The sequence below is a fragment of the Rhizobium sp. TAL182 genome, assembly GCF_002117725.1.
In the GTDB taxonomy this organism is placed as follows: Bacteria; Pseudomonadota; Alphaproteobacteria; order Rhizobiales; family Rhizobiaceae; genus Rhizobium; species Rhizobium esperanzae.
The window spans coordinates 2,324,904-2,344,882 of the sequence record NZ_CP021024.1 but is presented as its reverse complement, the minus strand read 5'-3'; the positions used below and the strand labels follow the sequence as shown (position 1 = coordinate 2,344,882).

Sequence of the window (19,979 nt, the reverse complement as noted above, 5' to 3'; positions counted from 1 at the left end):
GCAGTCCTCACGGCCGAAAGAACATCATGTCACATGCAATCAAACATCTGCTTATCGGAGGGCTGATCATCATGACCACAGGAAATCCCAGCGCGACGACGGCGAATGAGGGTGACCTCAAGCTGACTATCGTCAATCCAAAAAACCTCTATGACCCCACGCCGAATGGCTACAGCACGGCAGTGATCGTCCCCCGCGGCGCACGGTTGGCCTACATCTCCGGACAGGGTGGCCAGGACAGCACGGGAGCCTTGTCGGCGGACTTCGCCGTCCAGGTGAAGCAGGCCTACGCGAATTTGCGCAGCGCCCTCGACGGCCTCGGCGCAAGGCCGGACCAGGTCGCCAAACTGACGATCTTCGTGGTTAATCACGATATGTCCAAGCTCGAGGTGCTGACCAGAAATGTCAAAGACATGTTCGGCGAGGCGCTGCCGGCGCAGACCCTCGTCCCCGTTCCCAAACTCGCAATTGATCCGATGCTCTTCGAGGTCGAAGCCGTCGTCGTGCTTGAATAGTGGCTGCGACTGATCCGGCCGCAGAAAACGGCGGCTCCGCCGTTTTCAGCCGCCGCGTGCATTCGGCATAATACCGCTTATCGCGACGGCTGAACTGTCGGCTGGTTGGGCGAGAAATTGCAAGTGGCGGAAGAGGTGGGATTCGAACCCACGGTACGGTTTCCCGCACGCCGGTTTTCAAGACCGGTTCCTTAAACCACTCGGACACTCTTCCAAGTATTTGGGAAGCTAGAAGAAAGTCCGTTTCGGTCTTTCCGGTGGATCGGTGGTTTCTGCCGATTTGCTGCCCATTCACTCACAGGCCGGCTTTTTAGCAGCTTTGATGGCAGCGTCAACTTGTTCTGCAGAGAAGCGGCTTTGACAGCCGCTTCAGTTTGTTGACAAAGTCTCCTCCGTCATGCTCGGCCTTGTGCCGAGCATCTGAGCACCGCAATTGCTTGACAGGAAAACGTTTATCTTCAGATGCTTAGTTGATGTGCGCAGATCCTCGGCACGAGGCCGAGGATGACGTCGCGGGTTTGCAATGGTTTGTCGGCAGCTGGAGCGGCTTTGACAGCCGCTTCTCTCTGCCGCCGTCAGACCAGGACGGTGAAGTTGTCGAATGCGAGCTGCGGAAAGCCGGTTGGCTCGACGTCGGGCTGAATATCGAAGCGGACAAAATCGACCGCTCCCAGGGCTGCCAACGAAATGTGCTGGCCGTCGGCAATGGTGTCACCATAGACCGTCAGCGACATCTCACTCACCTTGTTGCCACCGATATAACCCTCGAAGGTTACGAGGGCATCGACACCTTCATAGGCGGGGTCGAAATTGGTTGCGACATCGACGCCCTCTATCGTGAAGAGCTTGCCGTCAACGCGTTCGAAAAACGGATTGTAGGGATTGGTGACGACGTACTCGTTGCCGGCGGATTCGGCGACCGCCCAAAGGTTGCCATCGAGTTTGTCGCCAAATTTGAATCCTGCATAGCCGGAGGCAATGTCAGGCAGCCCGGGATATTCCGTGGGAGCATTCTCGAAATCGATGGAATACTGTCCTTGCGGAGGAGTGTGGACTCCGATGTTGAGACTGCCGACATCCGTGCCGCCTTTTCCATCCGAGATCTTGAATGAAAAATTCTCGCCGAAGATCCCGCCGGGCTCAAGCGCGCTCGGATCATTGACCGTGTAACTATAGCTGCCGTTGCTCCAAATCGTCAGCGTTCCGTGCTCACCCTCGATGGTAAGATATCCCGGCTCGCCCGCCTTATTAGGAATTCTCATCCCGTTGACGAACTGAACCTGAAGCAGATCGCCGTCGGAATCCGAGGCGTTGTCGAGAAGGTTTCCTTCGATGGCCTCCGCTGGTGCGTAGTCGTGGACCGACACGTCAGGCACTATTGGTTTGTGATTTGCCATGGCTCGTCTCCTAAAGATGAGCGTGAAAAGGACGCCGGGCGCGACCCGAACGCTGCAAATAAACTTTCTACTCCACTTTGAGTCAAGCAGTAAACTACACGCGCTAGGGGAGTGGCGGCCGATGCCATTGCCGTGAAGGACACGTAAACAAGAGAGCAAAAGCCGATCTACTACCTTGGGACAAAGGCTCCAGTTGCAGCCGGCGTCCGGAGAACAGCTGCTGCTGTCGTCGGTGTCTCGATCCGGTACTTCTCGGCCTCAGAAATCCAGCCAACGTTTACCATGTGCCCTGCATCGGCACGCCGATTTCGGCTCTCATTGCAACAGCGAGAGGGCAGGGCAACGGGCCTTGCGTTAGCAGTTTATAAACCATAATCATTAGAATTGTCGCTATCGCTGCGAAATCGTTCGTAAATTTGCCACGAACTCAGCAAGATTAAAGTCTCGTTAGGCGGGCGGGGATAAGGCGTTGTTGACCCAGGATGGGGCAGGGTTCCTTAACCATAACGATCTTTGAGCGGCGTGGGGCACATGAAACTGGAATACGGGGCGTCTTTCGCAACGGCAGGGCGGTGGCTGGCGATATCGGCGATGTGTGCGACGGTTGCAGCGTGCGGCACCACACAGGCCGTGCCGAAAAAGAGATCTCACGGCAAGGAATATTTCTCTGAATCCGAATATGGCGTGAAAGCCAGCCCGCGGGTCGCCACCGGCAACAACATCCCGAAGGGCGGCGGCCGCTACATGGTCGGCAATCCTTATGTGGTTAAGGGTAAATGGTATTATCCGAAGGAAGACTTCTCCTATAACAAGGTCGGCATCGCTTCCTGGTATGGTTCGGCCTTTCACGGGCGGCTGACGGCCAATGGCGAAGTCTACGACCAGATGCATCTTTCCGCCGCGCATCCGACCTTCCCGCTGCCGAGCTATGCTCGTGTCACCAACGTCGAGAACGGCTCGTCGATCATTGTGCGCGTCAACGATCGCGGTCCCTATCACGAAGGCCGCATCATCGACCTTTCCAACAAGACCGCCGACATGCTGGATCTGCAGCATAGCGGCACAGGCAAGGTGCGTGTGCAATATGTCGGCCGCGCCCGCATGGACGGCCATGACATGCCCTATCTGATGGCCTCTTACGTGCCGAAGGGCAGCCGCATCCCCGGCGTCAATCCGGAAGGGCAGATCGCTACCGGCGTGATGGTCGCTTCCAACAGCCGCAAGATCACCCGTGACCAGCTGCAGAGTGCCGAAGACTACGAGACGCAGCCGGCGAATGTGCCGGTGCCGATGTCGGCAACCTCCTATGCGGGTTCGACGCCGAGCGCACGCTACAACGCGGCGCCCGGCCTTGCGCCGGCCGCCCATGTTCTGGTGGCTCCCTCGGCTTCTGCCTCCAGTGCCGCGCCGGCCTTCGATCAGATGGTCGTGCTGCCGGAGATCGGTCCCATGCCTTATGAGCGGCCCTATGGCGGTTCGCAGGGCTCCCTCGCGCTCGGCTACCAGAACGAGGCGGTGAAGACGGTAACGGTCGATCTCGCTTTCGACGCGGTGATGGTGCGCAATGACGGGCTGACGCAGGCTTCCATCCTTGCCTCGGCCAAGCGCCAGCAGGCAAAATCGGCAGCGCGTTGAGCATGGCGATTGCATCGAATTTCGCCGCGCTCTAACTTTCTCAAAACGCCGTTGACCGATGGGAATTGCGATGCTGAGGCCTGTGCTTCGTCTGCTTGCATGCCTGATGCCGCTCGCCGCCGGCGCACACGCCGCCGACGGGGGCGCAGCCGGTTTCGCCACCAAGGCGGCGCAGGCCTATATGATCGAGGCCTCCACCGGCACGGTGCTTCTCGCCAAGAATGAGGATCAGAGCTTTTCGCCGGCTTCGCTCGCCAAGCTGATGACGATGGATCTGGTCTTCGAGGCAGTGACCAAGGGCCAGATCACGCTCGATACCGAATATCCCGTTTCCGAATATGCCTGGCGCACCGGCGGCGCGCCGTCGAGGACGGCGACAATGTTCGCCGCCCTCAAATCGCGCGTGCGCGTCGAGGATCTGATCAAGGGCGTCGCGATCCAGGGCGCCAATGACAGCTGCATCATCCTCGCCGAGGGGATGGCCGGTAGCGAGCAGCAATTCGCGCAGTCGATGACCCGCCGCGCCCGCGAACTCGGCATGGAGAAAGCGGTGTTCGGCAATTCCACCGGCCTTCCGGACGGCAAGAGCAAAGTGACGGCACGCGAGATGGTGACGCTTGCCACCACTCTCCAGCAATCCTATCCCAATCTCTATCCCTATTTCGCGCAGCTGGATTTCGAATGGAACAAGATCTTCCAGCGCAACCGCAATCCGCTGCTCGGGCTCGATCTCGGCGCCGACGGGCTTGCGACCGGCTTTGCCGATGGAGAAGGTTATTCGATCGTCGCGTCGGTCCAGCGCGACGGCCGGCGGCTGTTTCTGGCGCTTGCGGGCATCGCTTCCGACAAGGAGCGGACGGAGGAGGCCAAGCGCGTGCTCGAATGGGGGCTGACTGCCTTCGAGAGCCGTCAGATCTTCACCGAGCATGAAGTGATCGGCGCAGCCAGCGTCTATGGCGGCTCGGCGCGCACCGTCGATCTGGTCGCCAAGGCGCCGGTCAGTGTCTATATTCCGATCAGCAACCCCGACCGGCTTTCGGCGCGCATCGTCTATCACTGGCCGCTGACGGCGCCGGTGAAGCCGGATTATCAGGCCGGCACGCTCAGGATTTTCGCTGGAAGCCGGCTGCTCAGGGAAGTGCCGCTCTATACCGCGCAGGCGGTCGGGGAAGGCTCGCTCAGCAGCCGGGCGGTCGACGCAGTGCTGGAACTCGGCGAATCGCTGTTCTTCTCCTGGCTCTGGGACAAGTCCGCCCCCGGCTGAACGCCGGGATGAGGCTCTTGCGCACAGCGCTTCTTTTCCCGCGTGCTGTTGCCGCACAGTCATGCTCCAGACTTGAATGCCTGACCTTCTGATACAATTTGCGGGGAAGGTGATTATGTCGCCGCCGCGAAAGGTTTTCCTTCCCGATGTCTTCGGATAGATAGAAGAGGCGGGGCGCGCGGGCGTGCGGCGTCCGGAATGCGGGAAGTTGTCATTGTCATCCGGTACGGGACTATTCGTTACGTTTGAAGGCGGGGAAGGCGCTGGGAAATCCACGCAGATCCGCCGCCTCGCCGAGGCGTTGAAAGGCGAAGGGCATGACGTGCTGGTGACGCGGGAACCGGGCGGGTCGCCGGGCGCGGAAGCCGTGCGCCATGTGCTTCTGTCAGGCGCTGCCGAGGCCTTCGGCACGCGGATGGAGGCGATCCTCTTTGCGGCGGCGCGCAACGATCACGTCGAAGAGGTGATCCGGCCGGCCCTGACATCAGGCAAGATCGTGCTCTGCGACCGCTTCATGGATTCCTCGCGTGTCTACCAGGGCATCACCGGCAATCTCGAGCCCGATTTCATTGAGATGCTGCAGCGGGTCGCCATCAACGGCGTCATGCCGGATTGCACCTTGATACTGGATATTCCCGCAAAGGTCGGCCTGGAGCGGGCGCAGAAGCGCAGCGCTTCGGAAGGTCCCGATCGCTTCGAAAAGGAGCGGCTCGAAACGCACGAAAAACGGCGCGAAGCCTTTCTCGATATCGCCGCCCGCGAGCCGGAGCGCTGCCACGTGGTCGACGCCATGCGGACGGAAGAGGCGATCGCCGCCGAAATTCTGGCGATCGTCAAGCGGCTGATGTCGCCCGCAGACCGGGCTCGGATGCCGGAAGCCGCCCATTATGAGTGAAGTCCATTATGAGTGAAGATCGGCCGGGACTGCTGGACGGCGCCATCTGGCCCGCCGAAAATACCAGGCTGTTTGGCCATGAGGAGGCGGAATCCTTCCTTGCCCAGTCCTACCGATCCGGCAAGGGCCATCACGCCATTCTGATCGAAGGGCCGGAGGGCATCGGCAAGGCGACGCTCGCCTTCCGTTTCGCCAACCACGTGCTCTCGCATCCCGATCCCGACGCGGCGCCGGAAAAGATCGGTGATCCGGATCCCGCCTCGGCCGTCAGTCGGCAGATCGCCTCCGGCGCTTCGCATAATCTCCTGCATCTCGCCCGGCCGGTGGACGAAAAGACGGGCAGGGTGAAATCGGCGATCACCGTCGACGAGGTTCGCCGCGCCGGCAAGTTCTTCTCGCAGACCTCGGGCACCGGCAACTGGCGAATCGTCATTATCGACCCGGCCGACGACATGAACCGCAATGCGGCCAATGCCATTCTGAAGATCCTCGAGGAGCCGCCGAAGCGGGCGCTGTTCCTGGTGCTGTCGCATGCGCCGGGGCGGTTGCTGCCGACGATCCGCTCGCGCTGCCTGCCGCTGAAACTGGCGCCGCTTGCCGATGAGGCACTCGTTGCGGCCCTTGCCCATCTCGGCATAGTAGGCGAGGGCAGCGTGCTTTCGGCGGCCAAGGGCAGCGTCGGCGAAGCCTTGAAGCTCTTGAACTATGGCGGCAGCGAAATCATCGCCGGTTATGACGAGGTGCTTTCCGCCGAGGGACCAACCGCCCGCAAGGCGATGCACCGGCTGGCCGAGGCGCTCTCGGGCAAGGAAAGCGATACGATTTTCGATTTCTTCGTCAGTCACGTCGGCGACGACATCATGAGCCGCGCTCGCGCGGCGGCAGGCGAGGGGCAGATCGCCACGGCCGAACGGCTGGCGCGGCTCTACTCGGAGATTATCGAGCGGCTTACCGTTTCCGACGCCTATAATCTCGACCGCAAGCAGACGATCATCAGTATTCTCGCCGACATCAAGCAGCCCAGACTCTAGCCAAAGTTTCAGCCAAGGTTGGGGCGGATCAGCCGGCCAGCAGCTTCCATGCGACGAGCGCAAGGGTGATGGCCAGGACAATGCGAATGATGCGTTCATGCAGCTTCGGCGCCAGAAGGCTTCCCAGAATGATGCCGGGAATCGAGCCGACGAGCAAGGCAAAGAGCATCGCCCAATCGATCTCGCCGATCAGCCAATAGCCGGTGCCGCCGATCAGGGTCAGGGGTACGGCGTGGACGATGTCGGAGCCGACGATTTCGCGCACATCGAGCCTCGGATAGAGCACGAGCAGGATCGTCACCCCCAGCGCACCGGCGCCAACCGAGGTCAAGGTGACAAGCACGCCGAGACAGAATCCGAGAATGACGGTGAGGGCAAGGATGGTTGTCGGCCGCAGCGGGTTGCGTTCGCCGATGGCGCGGCGCGCCAATTGAAGGATTGGGCCGCGAAAGATCAGCATGATCGCGGTCATGACGAGAAGCCAACCGAGCGCTGACGTAATGGTGTTGGTCACGCCGATGCTCTTGCGATCGACGCCTGCCAACAGCCAGAGCATCAGCAAGGCGGCCGGGACGCTGCCTGCGGCGAGACCGCCGACGATCTTCCAGTTGATGCGCCCATGCACGCCGTGAACAGCGGTGCCCGCCGTCTTGGTGATCGCCGCATAGAGAAGATCGGTGCCGACGGCAGTTGCCGGATGGACGCCGAAGAGCAGCACCAGCAGGGGTGTCATCAGCGAACCGCCGCCAACGCCGGTAATGCCGACAAGGGCGCCTACAAACAGTCCCGAAATTGAATAGAGAGGCTCGAATGTCAAGCAAGCGCCTCCAACGGCGCCCGGCCACGGGGATTGTGGTAGGTGAAAACTGGCACTTCGTTCGGTCCCGCCTCTCTTTCTGACGACCGGTAAATTGCGTGCGAGACGGAGTCAAGCTCACGACCCCGTGTCCTGGAAATCATGGACGGCGGCGAAACTTGATGTTTCGCTTGACGGTGACATGCGCTAAGAGCGGCTGACCATTGATAGAATAAGCCGGACATTGGCCGCCATGACAGACAAGACACCCTTCTACATCACCACCGCGATTTCCTATCCCAACGGCAAGCCGCATATCGGCCACGCCTATGAGCTGATCGCGACGGATGCGATGGCGCGCTACCAGCGCCTGGATGGCAGGGATGTTTTCTTCCTGACGGGCACCGACGAACACGGCCAGAAGATGCAGCAGACAGCGCGCGCCGAGGGGATTACCGCGCAGGCGCTCGCCGACCGCAACTCCGGAGAATTCCAGGCGATGGCGAAGCTGCTCAACGCTTCGAACGATGATTTCATCCGCACCACGCAGGAGCGTCATCACGAGACGTCGCGGAATATCTGGAAACTGATGGCCGACAATGGCGACATCTACAAGGACAGCTATGCCGGCTGGTATTCTGTGCGCGACGAGGCCTATTATCAGGAAAATGAGACGGAGCAGCGCGCCGACGGCGTGCGCTACGGCCCGCAAGGCACGCCCGTCGAGTGGGTGGAAGAGGCAAGCTATTTCTTCAAGCTCTCCGAATACCAGGACAGGCTGCTTGCCCATTACGAGGCCAATCCCGATTTCATCGGTCCGGCCGAACGCCGCAACGAGGTGATCTCCTTCGTCAAGTCGGGCCTCAAGGACCTGTCGGTGTCGCGCACGACCTTCGACTGGGGCATCAAGGTGCCGAACGACCCGTCGCATGTCATGTATGTCTGGGTGGACGCGCTGACCAACTACATCACGGCGACGGGCTATATCGAGGACAAGAATGGTCCGAGGGCGAAGTACTGGCCGGCGGATGTGCACATCATCGGCAAGGACATCATCCGCTTCCACGCGGTCTATTGGCCGGCCTTCCTGATGTCGGCGAAGCTGCCGCTGCCGAAGCGCGTTTTCGCCCACGGCTTCCTGCTCAACAAGGGCGAGAAGATGTCGAAGTCGCTCGGCAATGTTGTCGATCCGGTCAATCTGGTGAACCATTTCGGACTCGACCAGGTGCGCTACTTCTTCCTGCGCGAAGTCTCCTTCGGTCAGGACGGCAGCTATAGCGAAGAAGCGATCGGCACGCGCATCAATTCCGACCTCGCCAACGGCATCGGCAATCTCGCCAGCAGGTCGCTGTCGATGATCGTCAAGAATTGCGACGGCAAGATCCCGGAATGCGGGCCGCTGACCGACGAGGACAAGGCGATGCTGGCCCAGGCTGACGCGCTGCATGCATCGACGCGCGAGGACATGGGCAAGCAGCTCATCCATCGCGCTCTCGCCTCGATCATTTCAGTCGTTTCGGAGGCCGATCGCTATTTCGCCGGCCAGGCGCCCTGGGCGCTGAAGAAGACGGATCCGGCGCGGATGGGCACGGTGCTGTACGTCACGGCCGAGGTGGTGCGGCAGATCGCCATCCTGTTGCAGCCCTTCATGCCGGAATCATCCGGCAAGCTGCTCGATCTCGTGGCCGCGCCTGCCGACAAGCGGGATTTTGCCGCGCTTGGCGAGGCTGGCCGTCTTGTTATCGGGACGGCGCTCGAAGCGCCGGCGCCGGTCTTCCCGCGCTATGTGGCTCCGGAGGCCTGAGGCCGTGCTGATCGATACCCATTGCCATCTCGATTTTGCCGACTTCGAGGCGGAGCGCGACGAGATCGTCACGCGCGCCCACCAAGCCGGCGTCAAACAGATGGTGACGATCTCGACGCGCGTGCGCAAGCTCGACGGGCTGCTCGCCATCACCGAGAAATATCCGTCGGTGTTCTGCTCCGTCGGCACTCATCCGAACAATGCCGGTGACGAGCTGGACATTCAAACCGAAGAGCTGGTGCGCCTGGCGAACGCGCATGAGAAAGTGGTGGCGATCGGCGAAGCCGGCCTCGATTATTTCTACGATACGCAGACACCTGAGGACCAGCAGACCGGCTTTCGCCGCCATATTGCCGCGGCTCGGGAAACGCAGCTTCCGCTCGTCATCCACAGCCGCAGCGCTGATGCCGATATGGCTGACATCCTGACCGAGGAAACGGGGAAGGGGGCCTTCCCTTTCATCCTGCATTGCTTCTCGGCAGGACCGGATCTGGCGCGGACCGGTGTCGAACTCGGCGGCTACATCTCTTTCTCGGGCATTCTGACCTTCCCGAAATCGGAAGAGCTGCGTGAGATCGCCAAGACCATCCCGCATGAACGGCTGCTGGTGGAAACGGACGCGCCCTATCTGGCGCCGAAGCGCTGGCGCGGCAAGCGCAATGAGCCGTCCTATGTCGTCAACACGGCCGAAGTGCTCGCCGAGACGATCGGCCTTTCCTATGCGGACGTCGCACGGATCACGACGGAGAACGCGTTGCGCCTGTTCTCGAAAATGCCAAGGATTTAGCAGGTGCTCTATCGGCGGCGCTTCACCATTCTCGGCTGTTCGTCGTCACCGGGCGTGCCGCGTATCACCGGCGACTGGGGCGCCTGCAATCCCGACAACCCAAAGAACCGGCGCACGCGCGCCTCGTTCATGGTGCAGCAATTCGCTCCTGATGGCGGTGTGACGACTGTCGTCATCGACACCGGGCCGGATTTTCGCGAGCAGATGATCAGGGCAGGGGCCGACCATGTCGATGCGGTGCTCTACAGCCATCCGCATGCCGACCATATTCATGGCATCGACGATCTGCGCGGCTATTTTCACAATACGCGCCGGCGCGTGCCGATCTACGCCGACCAATTTACGATGGACAGACTGCGTGAAGCCTTCGGCTATTGCCTGGAGACGCCGCCGGGCAGCAATTATCCGCCGATCGTGCTGCCTGTCGTCATTGAAAATCTTGACGAACCCGTCGAGATCCGCGGCCCCGGCGGCAAGATCGGCTTTTTCCCCCATATCCAGCAGCATGGTGATATCAATTCGCTCGGCTTCCGCATCGGTGATGTAGCCTATTGCAGCGATATCAGCGATTTCCCGCCCCAGACCGTCGAGAAACTGCAAAATCTCGACGTGCTAATCATCGACGCCCTGCAGTACACCTATCACCCAAGCCATCTGTCGCTGGAACAGTCGCTCGACTGGATCGGCAGGCTGAAGCCGAAACGGGCGATTCTCACCCACATGCATACGCCGCTGGATTACGACGCAGTGATGGCGCAGACGCCGGACCACGTGGTGCCGGCGTTTGATCAGATGAGCTTCGAGACGGAGTTTCGCGCCTAGCCCGGCGCTGCAGCGTGCTTTTACATCCAAAAAGACGCGCGGCGCAGAAGGATCGGGGACTGAGCCCCGATCCTGGCACAGGTCACTGCATATAGGGAAGAACCTCGACGGCGCCGCGATAGATCATGTCGAGCGAGACGTAGAGGATGATCAGCAGACCGATATAAGCGATCCAGCGATGGCGGCCGAGCAGCCGGGCGATCAGGTTCGCGGCAATACCCATCAGCGCGATTGACAGTGCGAGGCCGATGACCAAGACGCTCGGATGTTCGCGCGCAGCACCGGCAACGGCGAGCACGTTGTCGAGCGACATCGAAACGTCGGCAATGACGATCTGGGTTGCCGCCTGGAAGAAGGTCTTTTTCGGCGCGCCTTCGCCGCTTTCCGCTACGCGATCCTCGTTGTGGCCGTCGCGAAGCTCGCGCCACATCTTCCAGCAGACCCAGAGCAGCAGCAGGCCGCCGGCCAGCAGCAGGCCGACGATCGCCAACAGATAGACGGCGACACTGGCGAACAGAATACGCAGAACCGTTGCGGCAAGAATGCCGACGATGATCGCCTTGCGCCGTTGCGTGGCCTCGAGGCCGGCAGCGGCAAGACCGATAACCACAGCGTTGTCGCCGGCGAGAACAAGGTCGATAGCAATGACCTGCAGCAAAGCCGTCAGACCGGCTGCCGTGAAGATGTCCATATGAAATGTCCCCAATGCGTCGAAAGCCGTGCTAGCGTCTCGATGGTTTGACGTCAACCGCCGAAGGCGGCAACAGACGGTGCGATTCACTGCCTGGTGTATCTGAAAAAGGACAGGCGGCAACGTTATGGAACTGCCACGGAATGCGGCCGATCCGTCCCACTGCCGTGGAACATTCATCTCGGCTGCCGGTTCTTCAAGTCAGAAACCAGCGTCGGGTCGACGGCTGGAAGGAGACATCGAGAGGAGCGTTCCGTGAGCAACATTCACCACGATACCAACCCGGGTTCTTCAGGCCCGGTGGGCGGCGGCAGCCTTACCGCATTCTTCGACAGCCGGTCCGAAGCCGAATCTGCGATCTCCCGTCTCGAGGACGCCGGCGTGCCGGTCGCGAGAATAAGATTGATGCCGGGATATGAGGCGGATGGGAAGAATGCCGGCGTCGTCAGCGACGACCGCAGCGGCTTCTTCGACGCGCTGGCCGACTTCTTCTTCCCGGACGAAGACCGCGCGATGTACGCGGAAGGGCTGCGGCGAGGCGGCTTCCTCGTTCAGGTCAATGATATCGACGACGCGCTCTATGAGACCGTTCACGATATTCTGGACGACGAGGGCAGCATCGACATCGATGAGCGGGCGGATCTCTGGTTATCGGAAAGCGGCCGTCAAGGCGGGTCAAATACCGGTTTTGCCGGCTTGGCGCATGGCGGCAGAGCCGCGGACGACCTGGCTGTGTCCGAAAGCGCGTTCGAAACATCATCCGAGGATGAAACCCGACCGGTGGCGATGCGCGACACCACGCATGGAAGCGCCAAGGTGCGCGCCTATACCTATCCCGGAGGCGGCTCGCCATCGACCGATCCTGGCCGGCAAACGCAGACGCAATCGCAAAGCGGATCGAACCAGAATCAGGGATTCCGACGTGATCACTGATGTCCAGAGGCCTGGCATGAGAGCAGGCCTCGTTCGCTCTTGCTGATAATCGAGGAGACGTCCATGCAATCATCCATCAATCGCGACGGTTTCTTTCCGCCGGATCCCGATGAGCTGGTCGCAGAAGGTGAGCCGCCCTTTGCCGATGCCGCCAGCGCGACTGCGCGTGAGAAGGCCGACTACGATCTCGATATCCTTCGGCACGAAGTAAGGCTTTTGCGCGCCCGGATCGGCATTTTGCGCGAGGATGCGGAATTGGCGCTGAAAGCCCAGGCAAACCTGATGGATGCAAGCGCCCATGTCCAGCTCGGCAACTATCCTTGGGCAAAGCTCGCCTTGGCCACGGGCGCGGCTTTCATCGCCGCCAGAATCGTTCGCAGCCTTCCGTTCGGCGTTTTGCTGGCCGGATTTGCCGGCCACCTCTCTCAGACGAGACGGGTGCTGAAGGGCTGACCATCTGATACGCTCGGTCCTCCGACAACTCGGGGAGAGCCCGATGTGCGGCCCGTAGTCTGACTGCGGGCCGCACTTTCGCAGCTGTTGTCCCAGATTCATTTCTGACATTACCAACCGGCACTGTGCCGCAGGGAGCCTGCAGGCCGGGGGAGGCGCCCCGATGATGTGTCACCGAGACAAGGATCGGCAATGATCGCAGCTGGGGCAACGATCAGCTGCCTCGGCCAGGTTCGTCGATTGACGTTGATGGCGTGACGCTTCACAAAGTGCCAAGCCTCTACAGTAGAAGCGGCACCGTCTCGGGGACCACACATGCGCAGCAACGACGACCGCCATCCCTTGCGGAAAATATTCACAATCCTGACGGTCGTGTTTTCGACGCTGCAGCCAATCGGCATCAATCCTGCTTCCTCGGCCGAATCATCCGGGTCCTCGGCGCCGATCCGGGTCATTATCGAATTGCCGAACGACGATTCCGGTCGCGCTCTGGTCGATCGGATCGTTCCCGGCAGTCAGGAGCCCACGCCGCCAGCCGCCGTCTCACCAGAGCCAGCGTCGCCGTCGATCGCGACCTCACTGCAGGAGTTGCGCCAGCGCTTGCTCTCGCTCGTCAACGCAGTTCCGACCCTTCCGGGGCAGATCCAGGCGGCGATCCGACTCTTCCAGACAGACAATCGTATCGACCCTGTCGATCTGATCCTGGCGGTCACACTCTTCGTAGCAGGCGGATTTCTCGCGCAGCGCATCGCCTGGTGGTCGGGGCGAGGGCTTCTTCATTTTATACTGACCGCACCTGCCGACACGGTCCGGCAGCGGATCAAACTGCACGCCGGGCGGCTGTCGATGGGACTTCTCGCATTGATCGGCTACCTCATCGGAAGCCTCGGCGCCTTCATCCTGTTTCCGTGGCCCGCTGTGTTTCGCGATGTTGCGCTCATTCTGCTGTCAGCTGCGCTCATGGTGCGCCTCGGCGTGCTGGTGGGCCGCATCGTGATCGCGCCGGGCGCCCGCCTGCCGCATATGCGGCTTGTGACCCTTGTGACGTCGCTTGCGTGGTTCTGGTACTATTGGCTCCTTGCAACGGCCGCGCTGTTAGCAGCCGGCTGGGCCACGATCGAAGTGATGCGGACGATAAGGGCTCCGGCCATATTGATCGATCTTTTTACCGCGGCATGGCTCGCGGCCGTCTCGATCGCGCTGATCGCGATGATCTGGCTGCGGCAGTTCCGTTCCGACGGGCCGCCGGCGAACCGGCTGATCAGCGTCGGATTCAGCGCAGGCATCATTCTCTCGTGGCTGTTATGGGTGTCGGGACTGCGGGCTGCATTCTGGACGGTGATCGTCATTGCGCTGCTGCCGCTGACGGTATCGGTAGCGCGCGATATCACTCGGCGCATCATCATAAATTCGCAGGATGAGCGTGCCGTGGAGGATCCGGCCATCTTGGGATGGTCGGTCGTTATCATGCAGACGTTGCGCAACGGCCTTATCGTGGTTGCCGCGCTGCTCATCGCCCGCTCGTGGGATGTCAATCTCGGCGATCTTGCCGCAGCCGAAACGGTGACCACACGTCTGATCCGGGCGGGAATCCGGATCGTGATCGTATTGCTGGTGACCGACGTCATCTGGAAGCTCGTCAGCACTCTGATCGACACGCAGATGGAAGTGGCGTCGCGAAGCGTGAATGCAGGCCATCAGGAGGGGCCAGAGGCGCGCCGCCGTCAGCGGTTGAATACGCTTCTTCCCATTCTTCGCAACGTGCTGTTCCTCGCGATCGGCGCCGTCGGCTTCCTGATGATCCTGGATGCCGTCGGCATTCAGATCGGACCGCTGCTTGCGGGCGCCGGTGTCGTCGGCATAGCTGTCGGCTTCGGTGCGCAAACGCTCGTCAAGGACATTATCTCCGGGGTCTTTTATCTGTTCGACGATGCCTTCCGCATTGGAGAATATATCCAGGCGGCAAAATACAAAGGTACTGTCGAAGGATTTTCGCTGCGATCGATCCGCTTGCGACACCACCGCGGTCCTGTCACCATCGTTCCATTCGGCGAACTCGGCGCGGTGCAAAATCTGAGCCGCGACTGGGTCATCGACATCATCACGCTTACGCTGAACTATGACAGCGACCTCGAGGAGGTCCGCAAGACCATCAAGCGCATTGGCGTCGAGCTTCTGGACGATGCCGAGCTGGGGCCCAATATCATCGAGCCCTTGAAAATGCAGGGCATTGAGCAGATGGCGGATTATGGCGTGCAGATCAGGCTGAAATTCATGGCCAAACCGGGCGAACAGTTTGGCGTCCGCCGAAAGGCGCTTGCCATGCTGAAGAAGACCTTCGCCGAAAAAGGCATTCAGTTTGCAACACCGACGGTGCATGTCTCCGGCGGAACGGCCGATGCAGCGTCATCAGCCGCCGCGTCGGAGCTCCAGAGACCAACAAAACCCATCTTGCCGATTGAGGAGTGACAAACCGCAGGGTTTCCATGCCCCTTGTTTGAATGCCCGCGGGCGATGTGCGAGTAGAACTTGTCGAGCAATCGACCTAACGATTCAGCCAGATGATTGATTTCAGGTCACTCACCGAAGCAGATTTTCCGATGTTATGTGAGTGGCTAAATAGCCCTCATATGCGTGCTCACTACCAGAAGACGCCGATAACGATCGAGGAAGTTCAGAGGAAGTATTCTGAGCGCCTGAGCCCAAGCCATCCTACCCATTGCCATATAGCTTGTTATAATGGTGAGCCTTTCGGAAAATTGCAGTGCTATTTGCTTCGCGACTATCCCGAATTCGCGTCTGAGATGGGCGAGCACGACGGCGTAGCGGTCGACTTATTTATCGGAGATGTGCAGTTCATAGGGAGAGGCTTGGGGAAAGCTATGCTTCGCTCATATGTGCTGAACGTGGTTCCTTCGCTTTTTCCCCAAGACTGCAAATGTTTCATTTGTCACGCTAAAGAGAACAAAATAGCTATTCGGGGTTCGCTGTCCGCAGGGTTTCTGCCGTATCGAGACGTCATCGAGGGCGGAGTGGAAAGTCTGCTACTTTCATTCGACCGACCGAACTAGGCATGTCGGCCTTTTATCCGATAATCTCATTCAGCGATAAATCCTGCTGACCATTGCGGAGAGACGGTTTGTGGTCAAAAGCAAAGCGTCGGAAATCCGCTCTCGTGTTCCATAATCTACCTTATGCGATTTTGTGTTGTAGCCGCGGCACATTCTATCTCGAACTGCAACAAAGGCGCTAAGCTGCCTGCTTTCGGGAGCCATGGTTTGAGCCGTACCTTTTCGCATTTGAGCTTTGACGAACGCCGATCGATTTCCAGGATGTTGGATCAGAAGTTTAGCCAGTCTGAGATCGCCAGACGCCTCGGCCGGGACCGTGCGACCATCTCCCGGGAGATCAAACGCAACTACTGGCACGATCAGGAATTCCCCGATGCCGAGGGCTACTGGGCGATGACCGCCAACGACATGGCGCGCGAAAGGCGCCGGCGGATCGGCAAGCTCTTTCGTCGCGAGGATCTGCGGAACGAAGTGATCGGAAAGTTGGAATCCGGCTGGTCACCGGAACAGATTGCTGGACGACTGAAGATCGAACCAGCGGCCAAGGCAAGCGTCTGTCACGAGACGATCTACCGATATGTCTATTCACCAGAAGGACAAAGGCAGCAACTCGCGCGGCTTCTACCGGAACGGCGGAGAAAGCGCCGGCCGCGATATGCTCGCAAGCCGCAGAATCCAGTCTTTCCAGATGAGCGTTCGATCAAACATCGGCCGGAAGCCATCAACGATCGCAAGGAATTCGGTCACTGGGAAGCCGATCTCATGATCTTCGAAAGGGTTCAGGGCAATGCCAATGTGGCAACGATTGTCGAGCGGACGAGCCGGTTCACCATGCTGTTCAAGAACAACGACCGGCAGTCCAAGCCGATCATGGAGCGGCTCATCAACGTGCTCAGCCCCCTGCCCAGGCATGCCCGGCAAAGTTTGACGTTTGATCGCGGATTTGAATTCGTCTCCTGGCGGCGACTGAAGCAAGGAATGGGAACCGATGCATGGTTCTGCGATCCGTCTGCGCCCTGGCAAAAAGGCTCCGTCGAGAACATGAATCGGCGGATTCGGCGTTACCTGCCGAGGGATACTGCTGTCCTGTCAGTTCCTGATGAATTGATAGGATTACTGATCGATCGGTTGAACAGTACGCCCAGAAAATGCCTTGGTTTCCACACCCCAGCTGAAGTGTTCAGGCGTGAAGTGAACAAATGACGGCAAGCCGGGGCGGAGGACGGATTTTATGAATGATCCTGCGGTGATTGCGCGGCGAGAGAAAGCGTTATTAGGCAGCCAGCGGCAGGATAGAGATCGTCAATGCACGCCGATATCGCTTTGCGTATCCGACTCTAACTGCAGGCAAGCTGCCCAAAGTGGCGTCTTGTGGAAGGATCCATCCTGCAGAAGAGAGAGCCCCTCTCGTGCCTCATAGAGCAAGCCGAGCCAGCATAAGCGTTGGAAGACGCCATACCGAAGATCGGATTTCAACTCCCAGGCTTCTATGGTCATTTCGGTGTCCGACAGAGGCGCCAGGTCTGGATAGAGGACCTTCACAACTTCCATTGGCGTGCAACCTTCTCTGGCCTTGATATTGAGAAGATTGAGGAACATGCGCCACCAGCGTAAACGCGCTCGGACCTCCTCTTCCCGCTCGGTGGCGTGGACATACGAATAGAGATAATCCGTGGCGACCAGATCGAAGAAGGCTTGCGGGTTCACCAGAAACTCCCGGCCGCGTCTGGTTGGCAGCAGCACATCCTTTTTCCGGCGAAGAAGCTTCAGATGATGGGTCATGTCACGCACGACCCAAAGCGGCGGCATGTCGCTTTCATTGAGCACCTTGTTCATGCTGTAGAGGTCTTCGGCTGTGAAGCCCGGCCAGAGGAAGTGCACAGCGGCCCAATGCACGAACTTGCGGTTCATGGCGCCGGTCGCCGTCAATCCTATGCCACCCTCACCGTCAGCATAGGCAATCGAAAGAAGCATGCCACGAACAAGTGGTGACAGAGCGGCGACATCGACGTCCCCGTGCAGATTGATTTCCGGAAGCATCGTGCGGCTTTGATCCCTACCCCGTCCCATGCAGGTGCAAGCGAGTATCAACCGGCGACGGAACAATTGCTACTGAGAAAGCTAAAGCCAAAGGGGAGCGTCATCACCCGCCCCCGTTCCTCCCTTGCAACCCGGCCCAGCCGGTCGGATCGGGGGCTGATCTCCCTGCCCTGTAGCAGCCTTAAGCCCTTGTTGCATTTACATTAGAAGTCACACGCAAAGTTAAAGTGTCCTGTTTCTGCAAAGTTAGAATGTCACTCTCTTCCCGTTTTTGATGACGGTGGAGATTGCGGATGGGATTGATAGCGATGAGCGAGCGCGATCTGCAGCGGATCGAGATTTTGTCGAAGGTGGTCGACGGCCGCATGACGTTGGTGTCGGCGGCACATGTGCTTGATCTGAGCGAGCGCCAGGTGCGTCGGCTGCTGGATCGGATCCGCACTGACGGCGCGGCATCGATAAGGCACAAGGCGATCGGTCGGCCATCGAACAACCGGATCAGCGACGGCGTTCGCGATTATGCGATGACGTTGGTTGGCGAACGCTATGCGGATTTCGGTCCGACGCTGGCGGCCGAGAAGCTGGCCGAACGCGATGGATTGCGTGTGTCGCGCGAGACGTTGCGCAGCTGGATGGTGGAGGCTGGCCTGTGGCTATCTGCCAAGCAGCGGCGGACGTTTCATCAGCCGCGGCTGCGGCGCGAGGCCTGTGGCGAGCTGGTGCAGATCGACGGGTCGGAACACCGCTGGTTCGAGGATCGCGGGCCGCCGTGCTCGCTGCTGGTGTTTGTCGACGATGCGACTGGCAGATTGATGCAGTTGCGGTTTGTGCGCTCGGAAAGCGCCTTCAGCTATTTCGAGGCACTGGCGCTATACCTCAGGCGTCACGGCGCGCCTGTGGCCTTCTACTCCGACAAGCATTCGGTATTCCGGGTGGCGAAGAAGGACGCCAAGGGTGGCCAGGGGATGACCCAGTTCGGGCGGGCGCTTTGCGAGCTAAACATCGAGATTCTTTGCGCAAATTCGAGCCAGGCCAAAGGTCGCGTCGAGCGCATGAACCGGACGCTGCAGGATCGGCTGGTCAAGGAATTACGGCTGGCGGGGATCTGCGACATGGAGACTGGCAATGCATTTTTGCCTGGCTTCATGGAGCACTACAATGCGCGGTTTGCGATCATCCCTGCCCGGTCCGAGGATTTGCACCGGCCGCTGAATCTGGCCCCGAGTCGGTTAACTGAGATCCTTTGCAAGCGCGAGCAGCGTTACGTCGGGGCGCAGTTGACGTTTTCGTTTGAACGCAAGCGGATCATGCTGGAGGAGACCGAGGTGACGCGCGGTCTGGTGGGCCGCTATGTCGAGACCTATGCCTATGCTGACGGCCGCCTGGATGTGCGCTGGAAGGGACATTCCCTGCCCTACACGGTGTTCGACAAGGACCAGCGGGTGACGCATGCGGCAATTACCGAGAACAAGCGGCTCGGTGATGTTCTGGCCTATATCAAGGAGCGTCAGGACCAGCAGGAAAAGCCGGTCGTGAAGAGCAACAGCGACAAAAATGGCTATAAGCCGAGAGGTCGCAAGCCCGGAAGGCGCACGGACTACATGAATGATCCGGCGGTGATTGCGCGGCGAGAGAAAGCGCTGTTGAGGCAGCAGGCTGCCGAGTGAACCGTCGATCGGATAGTCTCAAAGCTAAAGCCGAAGGGGTGTCTCTCACCCGCCCCGATCTGCTCTTGCAACCGGTATCAGCCGCTCAGATCGGGGCTGATCGGTGTGCCGCGTAGCAACCTCGCGGACATTTCTACTTTGCACAACGGCGGACATTCCAACTTCCCCGCCACATGTG

Annotated in this window: 18 protein-coding genes and 1 tRNA gene; 14 read left to right on the top strand and 5 right to left on the bottom strand. The window is 59.9% G+C overall.

Annotation, left to right across the window (positions count from 1 at the left end; genetic code table 11):
- Positions 1-26 precede the first annotated feature (26 nt).
- Positions 27-515: a RidA family protein gene (locus tag Tal182_RS11755; protein WP_085859536.1), complete on the top strand. Its 489-nt coding sequence runs from the start codon at positions 27-29 to the stop codon at positions 513-515.
- Positions 516-639: 124 nt separating this feature from the next.
- Here Tal182_RS11755 and Tal182_RS11750 read toward each other — a convergent pair.
- Both Tal182_RS11750 and Tal182_RS11745 read right to left on the bottom strand, forming a co-directional pair.
- Positions 640-729 (bottom strand) — tRNA-Ser (locus Tal182_RS11750).
- Between the two features lie 361 nt (positions 730-1,090).
- Positions 1,091-1,912, bottom strand: a complete 822-nt coding sequence (locus Tal182_RS11745; protein ID WP_064802679.1) for an Ig-like domain-containing protein — start codon at positions 1,910-1,912, stop codon at positions 1,091-1,093.
- Between the two features lie 531 nt (positions 1,913-2,443).
- On the opposite strand from Tal182_RS11745, the gene Tal182_RS11740 reads away from it, so the two are divergent.
- From Tal182_RS11740 to Tal182_RS11725, 4 genes are all read left to right on the top strand, one after another.
- On the top strand, positions 2,444-3,547 hold the full coding sequence (locus Tal182_RS11740; RefSeq protein ID WP_085859535.1) for a septal ring lytic transglycosylase RlpA family protein: 1,104 nt from the start codon (positions 2,444-2,446) through the stop codon (positions 3,545-3,547).
- Between the two features lie 70 nt (positions 3,548-3,617).
- Entirely contained in the window at positions 3,618-4,811 is a 1,194-nt protein-coding gene (locus Tal182_RS11735) for a D-alanyl-D-alanine carboxypeptidase family protein (RefSeq protein ID WP_085859534.1), read from the top strand.
- Between the two features lie 214 nt (positions 4,812-5,025).
- A complete protein-coding gene (gene tmk / locus Tal182_RS11730; RefSeq protein ID WP_064802675.1) occupies positions 5,026-5,706 on the top strand; it encodes a dTMP kinase in 681 nt (226 codons plus the stop codon).
- 8 nt (positions 5,707-5,714) lie between these two features.
- Positions 5,715-6,737, top strand: a complete 1,023-nt coding sequence (locus tag Tal182_RS11725; protein WP_085859533.1) for a DNA polymerase III subunit delta' — start codon at positions 5,715-5,717, stop codon at positions 6,735-6,737.
- Between the two features lie 28 nt (positions 6,738-6,765).
- Here the strand turns inward: Tal182_RS11725 and Tal182_RS11720 are convergent, their stop codons facing one another.
- Entirely contained in the window at positions 6,766-7,554 is a 789-nt protein-coding gene (locus Tal182_RS11720) for a sulfite exporter TauE/SafE family protein (RefSeq protein WP_085859532.1), read from the bottom strand.
- 232 nt (positions 7,555-7,786) lie between these two features.
- Here Tal182_RS11720 and metG point away from each other — a divergent pair, with 232 nt between their 5' ends.
- Genes metG through Tal182_RS11705 form a run of 3 tightly spaced genes read left to right on the top strand, consistent with a single transcriptional unit; the run spans position 7,787 to position 10,946 of the window.
- On the top strand, positions 7,787-9,337 hold the full coding sequence (gene metG, locus Tal182_RS11715; protein WP_085859531.1) for a methionine--tRNA ligase: 1,551 nt from the start codon (positions 7,787-7,789) through the stop codon (positions 9,335-9,337).
- A 4-nt stretch (positions 9,338-9,341) separates the two neighbouring features.
- Positions 9,342-10,124 carry a TatD family hydrolase gene (locus Tal182_RS11710; protein WP_064806140.1) on the top strand — a complete coding sequence of 261 codons (783 nt, stop codon included), beginning with the start codon at positions 9,342-9,344 and terminating at the stop codon, positions 10,122-10,124.
- A gap of 3 nt (positions 10,125-10,127) precedes the next feature.
- Positions 10,128-10,946: an MBL fold metallo-hydrolase gene (locus Tal182_RS11705; protein WP_064802667.1), complete on the top strand. Its 819-nt coding sequence runs from the start codon at positions 10,128-10,130 to the stop codon at positions 10,944-10,946.
- 82 nt (positions 10,947-11,028) lie between these two features.
- Here Tal182_RS11705 and Tal182_RS11700 read toward each other — a convergent pair whose 3' ends face one another.
- Positions 11,029-11,637: a TerC family protein gene (locus tag Tal182_RS11700; protein ID WP_064802665.1), complete on the bottom strand. Its 609-nt coding sequence runs from the start codon at positions 11,635-11,637 to the stop codon at positions 11,029-11,031.
- A gap of 255 nt (positions 11,638-11,892) precedes the next feature.
- Here Tal182_RS11700 and Tal182_RS11695 point away from each other — a divergent pair, with 255 nt between their 5' ends.
- The 5 genes from Tal182_RS11695 (at position 11,893) to Tal182_RS11675 (ending at position 17,297) form a co-directional block, all read left to right on the top strand.
- Positions 11,893-12,570: a hypothetical protein gene (locus Tal182_RS11695; RefSeq protein WP_085859530.1), complete on the top strand. Its 678-nt coding sequence runs from the start codon at positions 11,893-11,895 to the stop codon at positions 12,568-12,570.
- A 63-nt stretch (positions 12,571-12,633) separates the two neighbouring features.
- Positions 12,634-13,023: a hypothetical protein gene (locus Tal182_RS11690; RefSeq protein WP_085859529.1), complete on the top strand. Its 390-nt coding sequence runs from the start codon at positions 12,634-12,636 to the stop codon at positions 13,021-13,023.
- 315 nt (positions 13,024-13,338) lie between these two features.
- Positions 13,339-15,492, top strand: a complete 2,154-nt coding sequence (locus Tal182_RS11685; protein WP_085859528.1) for a mechanosensitive ion channel family protein — start codon at positions 13,339-13,341, stop codon at positions 15,490-15,492.
- Positions 15,493-15,584: 92 nt separating this feature from the next.
- Entirely contained in the window at positions 15,585-16,094 is a 510-nt protein-coding gene (locus Tal182_RS11680; RefSeq protein WP_085859527.1) for a GNAT family N-acetyltransferase, read from the top strand.
- Between the two features lie 207 nt (positions 16,095-16,301).
- Positions 16,302-17,297, top strand: a complete 996-nt coding sequence (locus Tal182_RS11675; RefSeq protein ID WP_085859526.1) for an IS30 family transposase — start codon at positions 16,302-16,304, stop codon at positions 17,295-17,297.
- Between the two features lie 99 nt (positions 17,298-17,396).
- Here Tal182_RS11675 and Tal182_RS11670 read toward each other — a convergent pair whose 3' ends face one another.
- Positions 17,397-18,134 carry a hypothetical protein gene (locus Tal182_RS11670; protein WP_085859525.1) on the bottom strand — a complete coding sequence of 246 codons (738 nt, stop codon included), beginning with the start codon at positions 18,132-18,134 and terminating at the stop codon, positions 17,397-17,399.
- Positions 18,135-18,427: 293 nt separating this feature from the next.
- Between Tal182_RS11670 and Tal182_RS11665 the strand changes: the two genes are divergently transcribed.
- Positions 18,428-19,801: an ISNCY-like element ISRel26 family transposase gene (locus tag Tal182_RS11665; protein WP_085859524.1), complete on the top strand. Its 1,374-nt coding sequence runs from the start codon at positions 18,428-18,430 to the stop codon at positions 19,799-19,801.
- Positions 19,802-19,979: the final 178 nt, after the last annotated feature.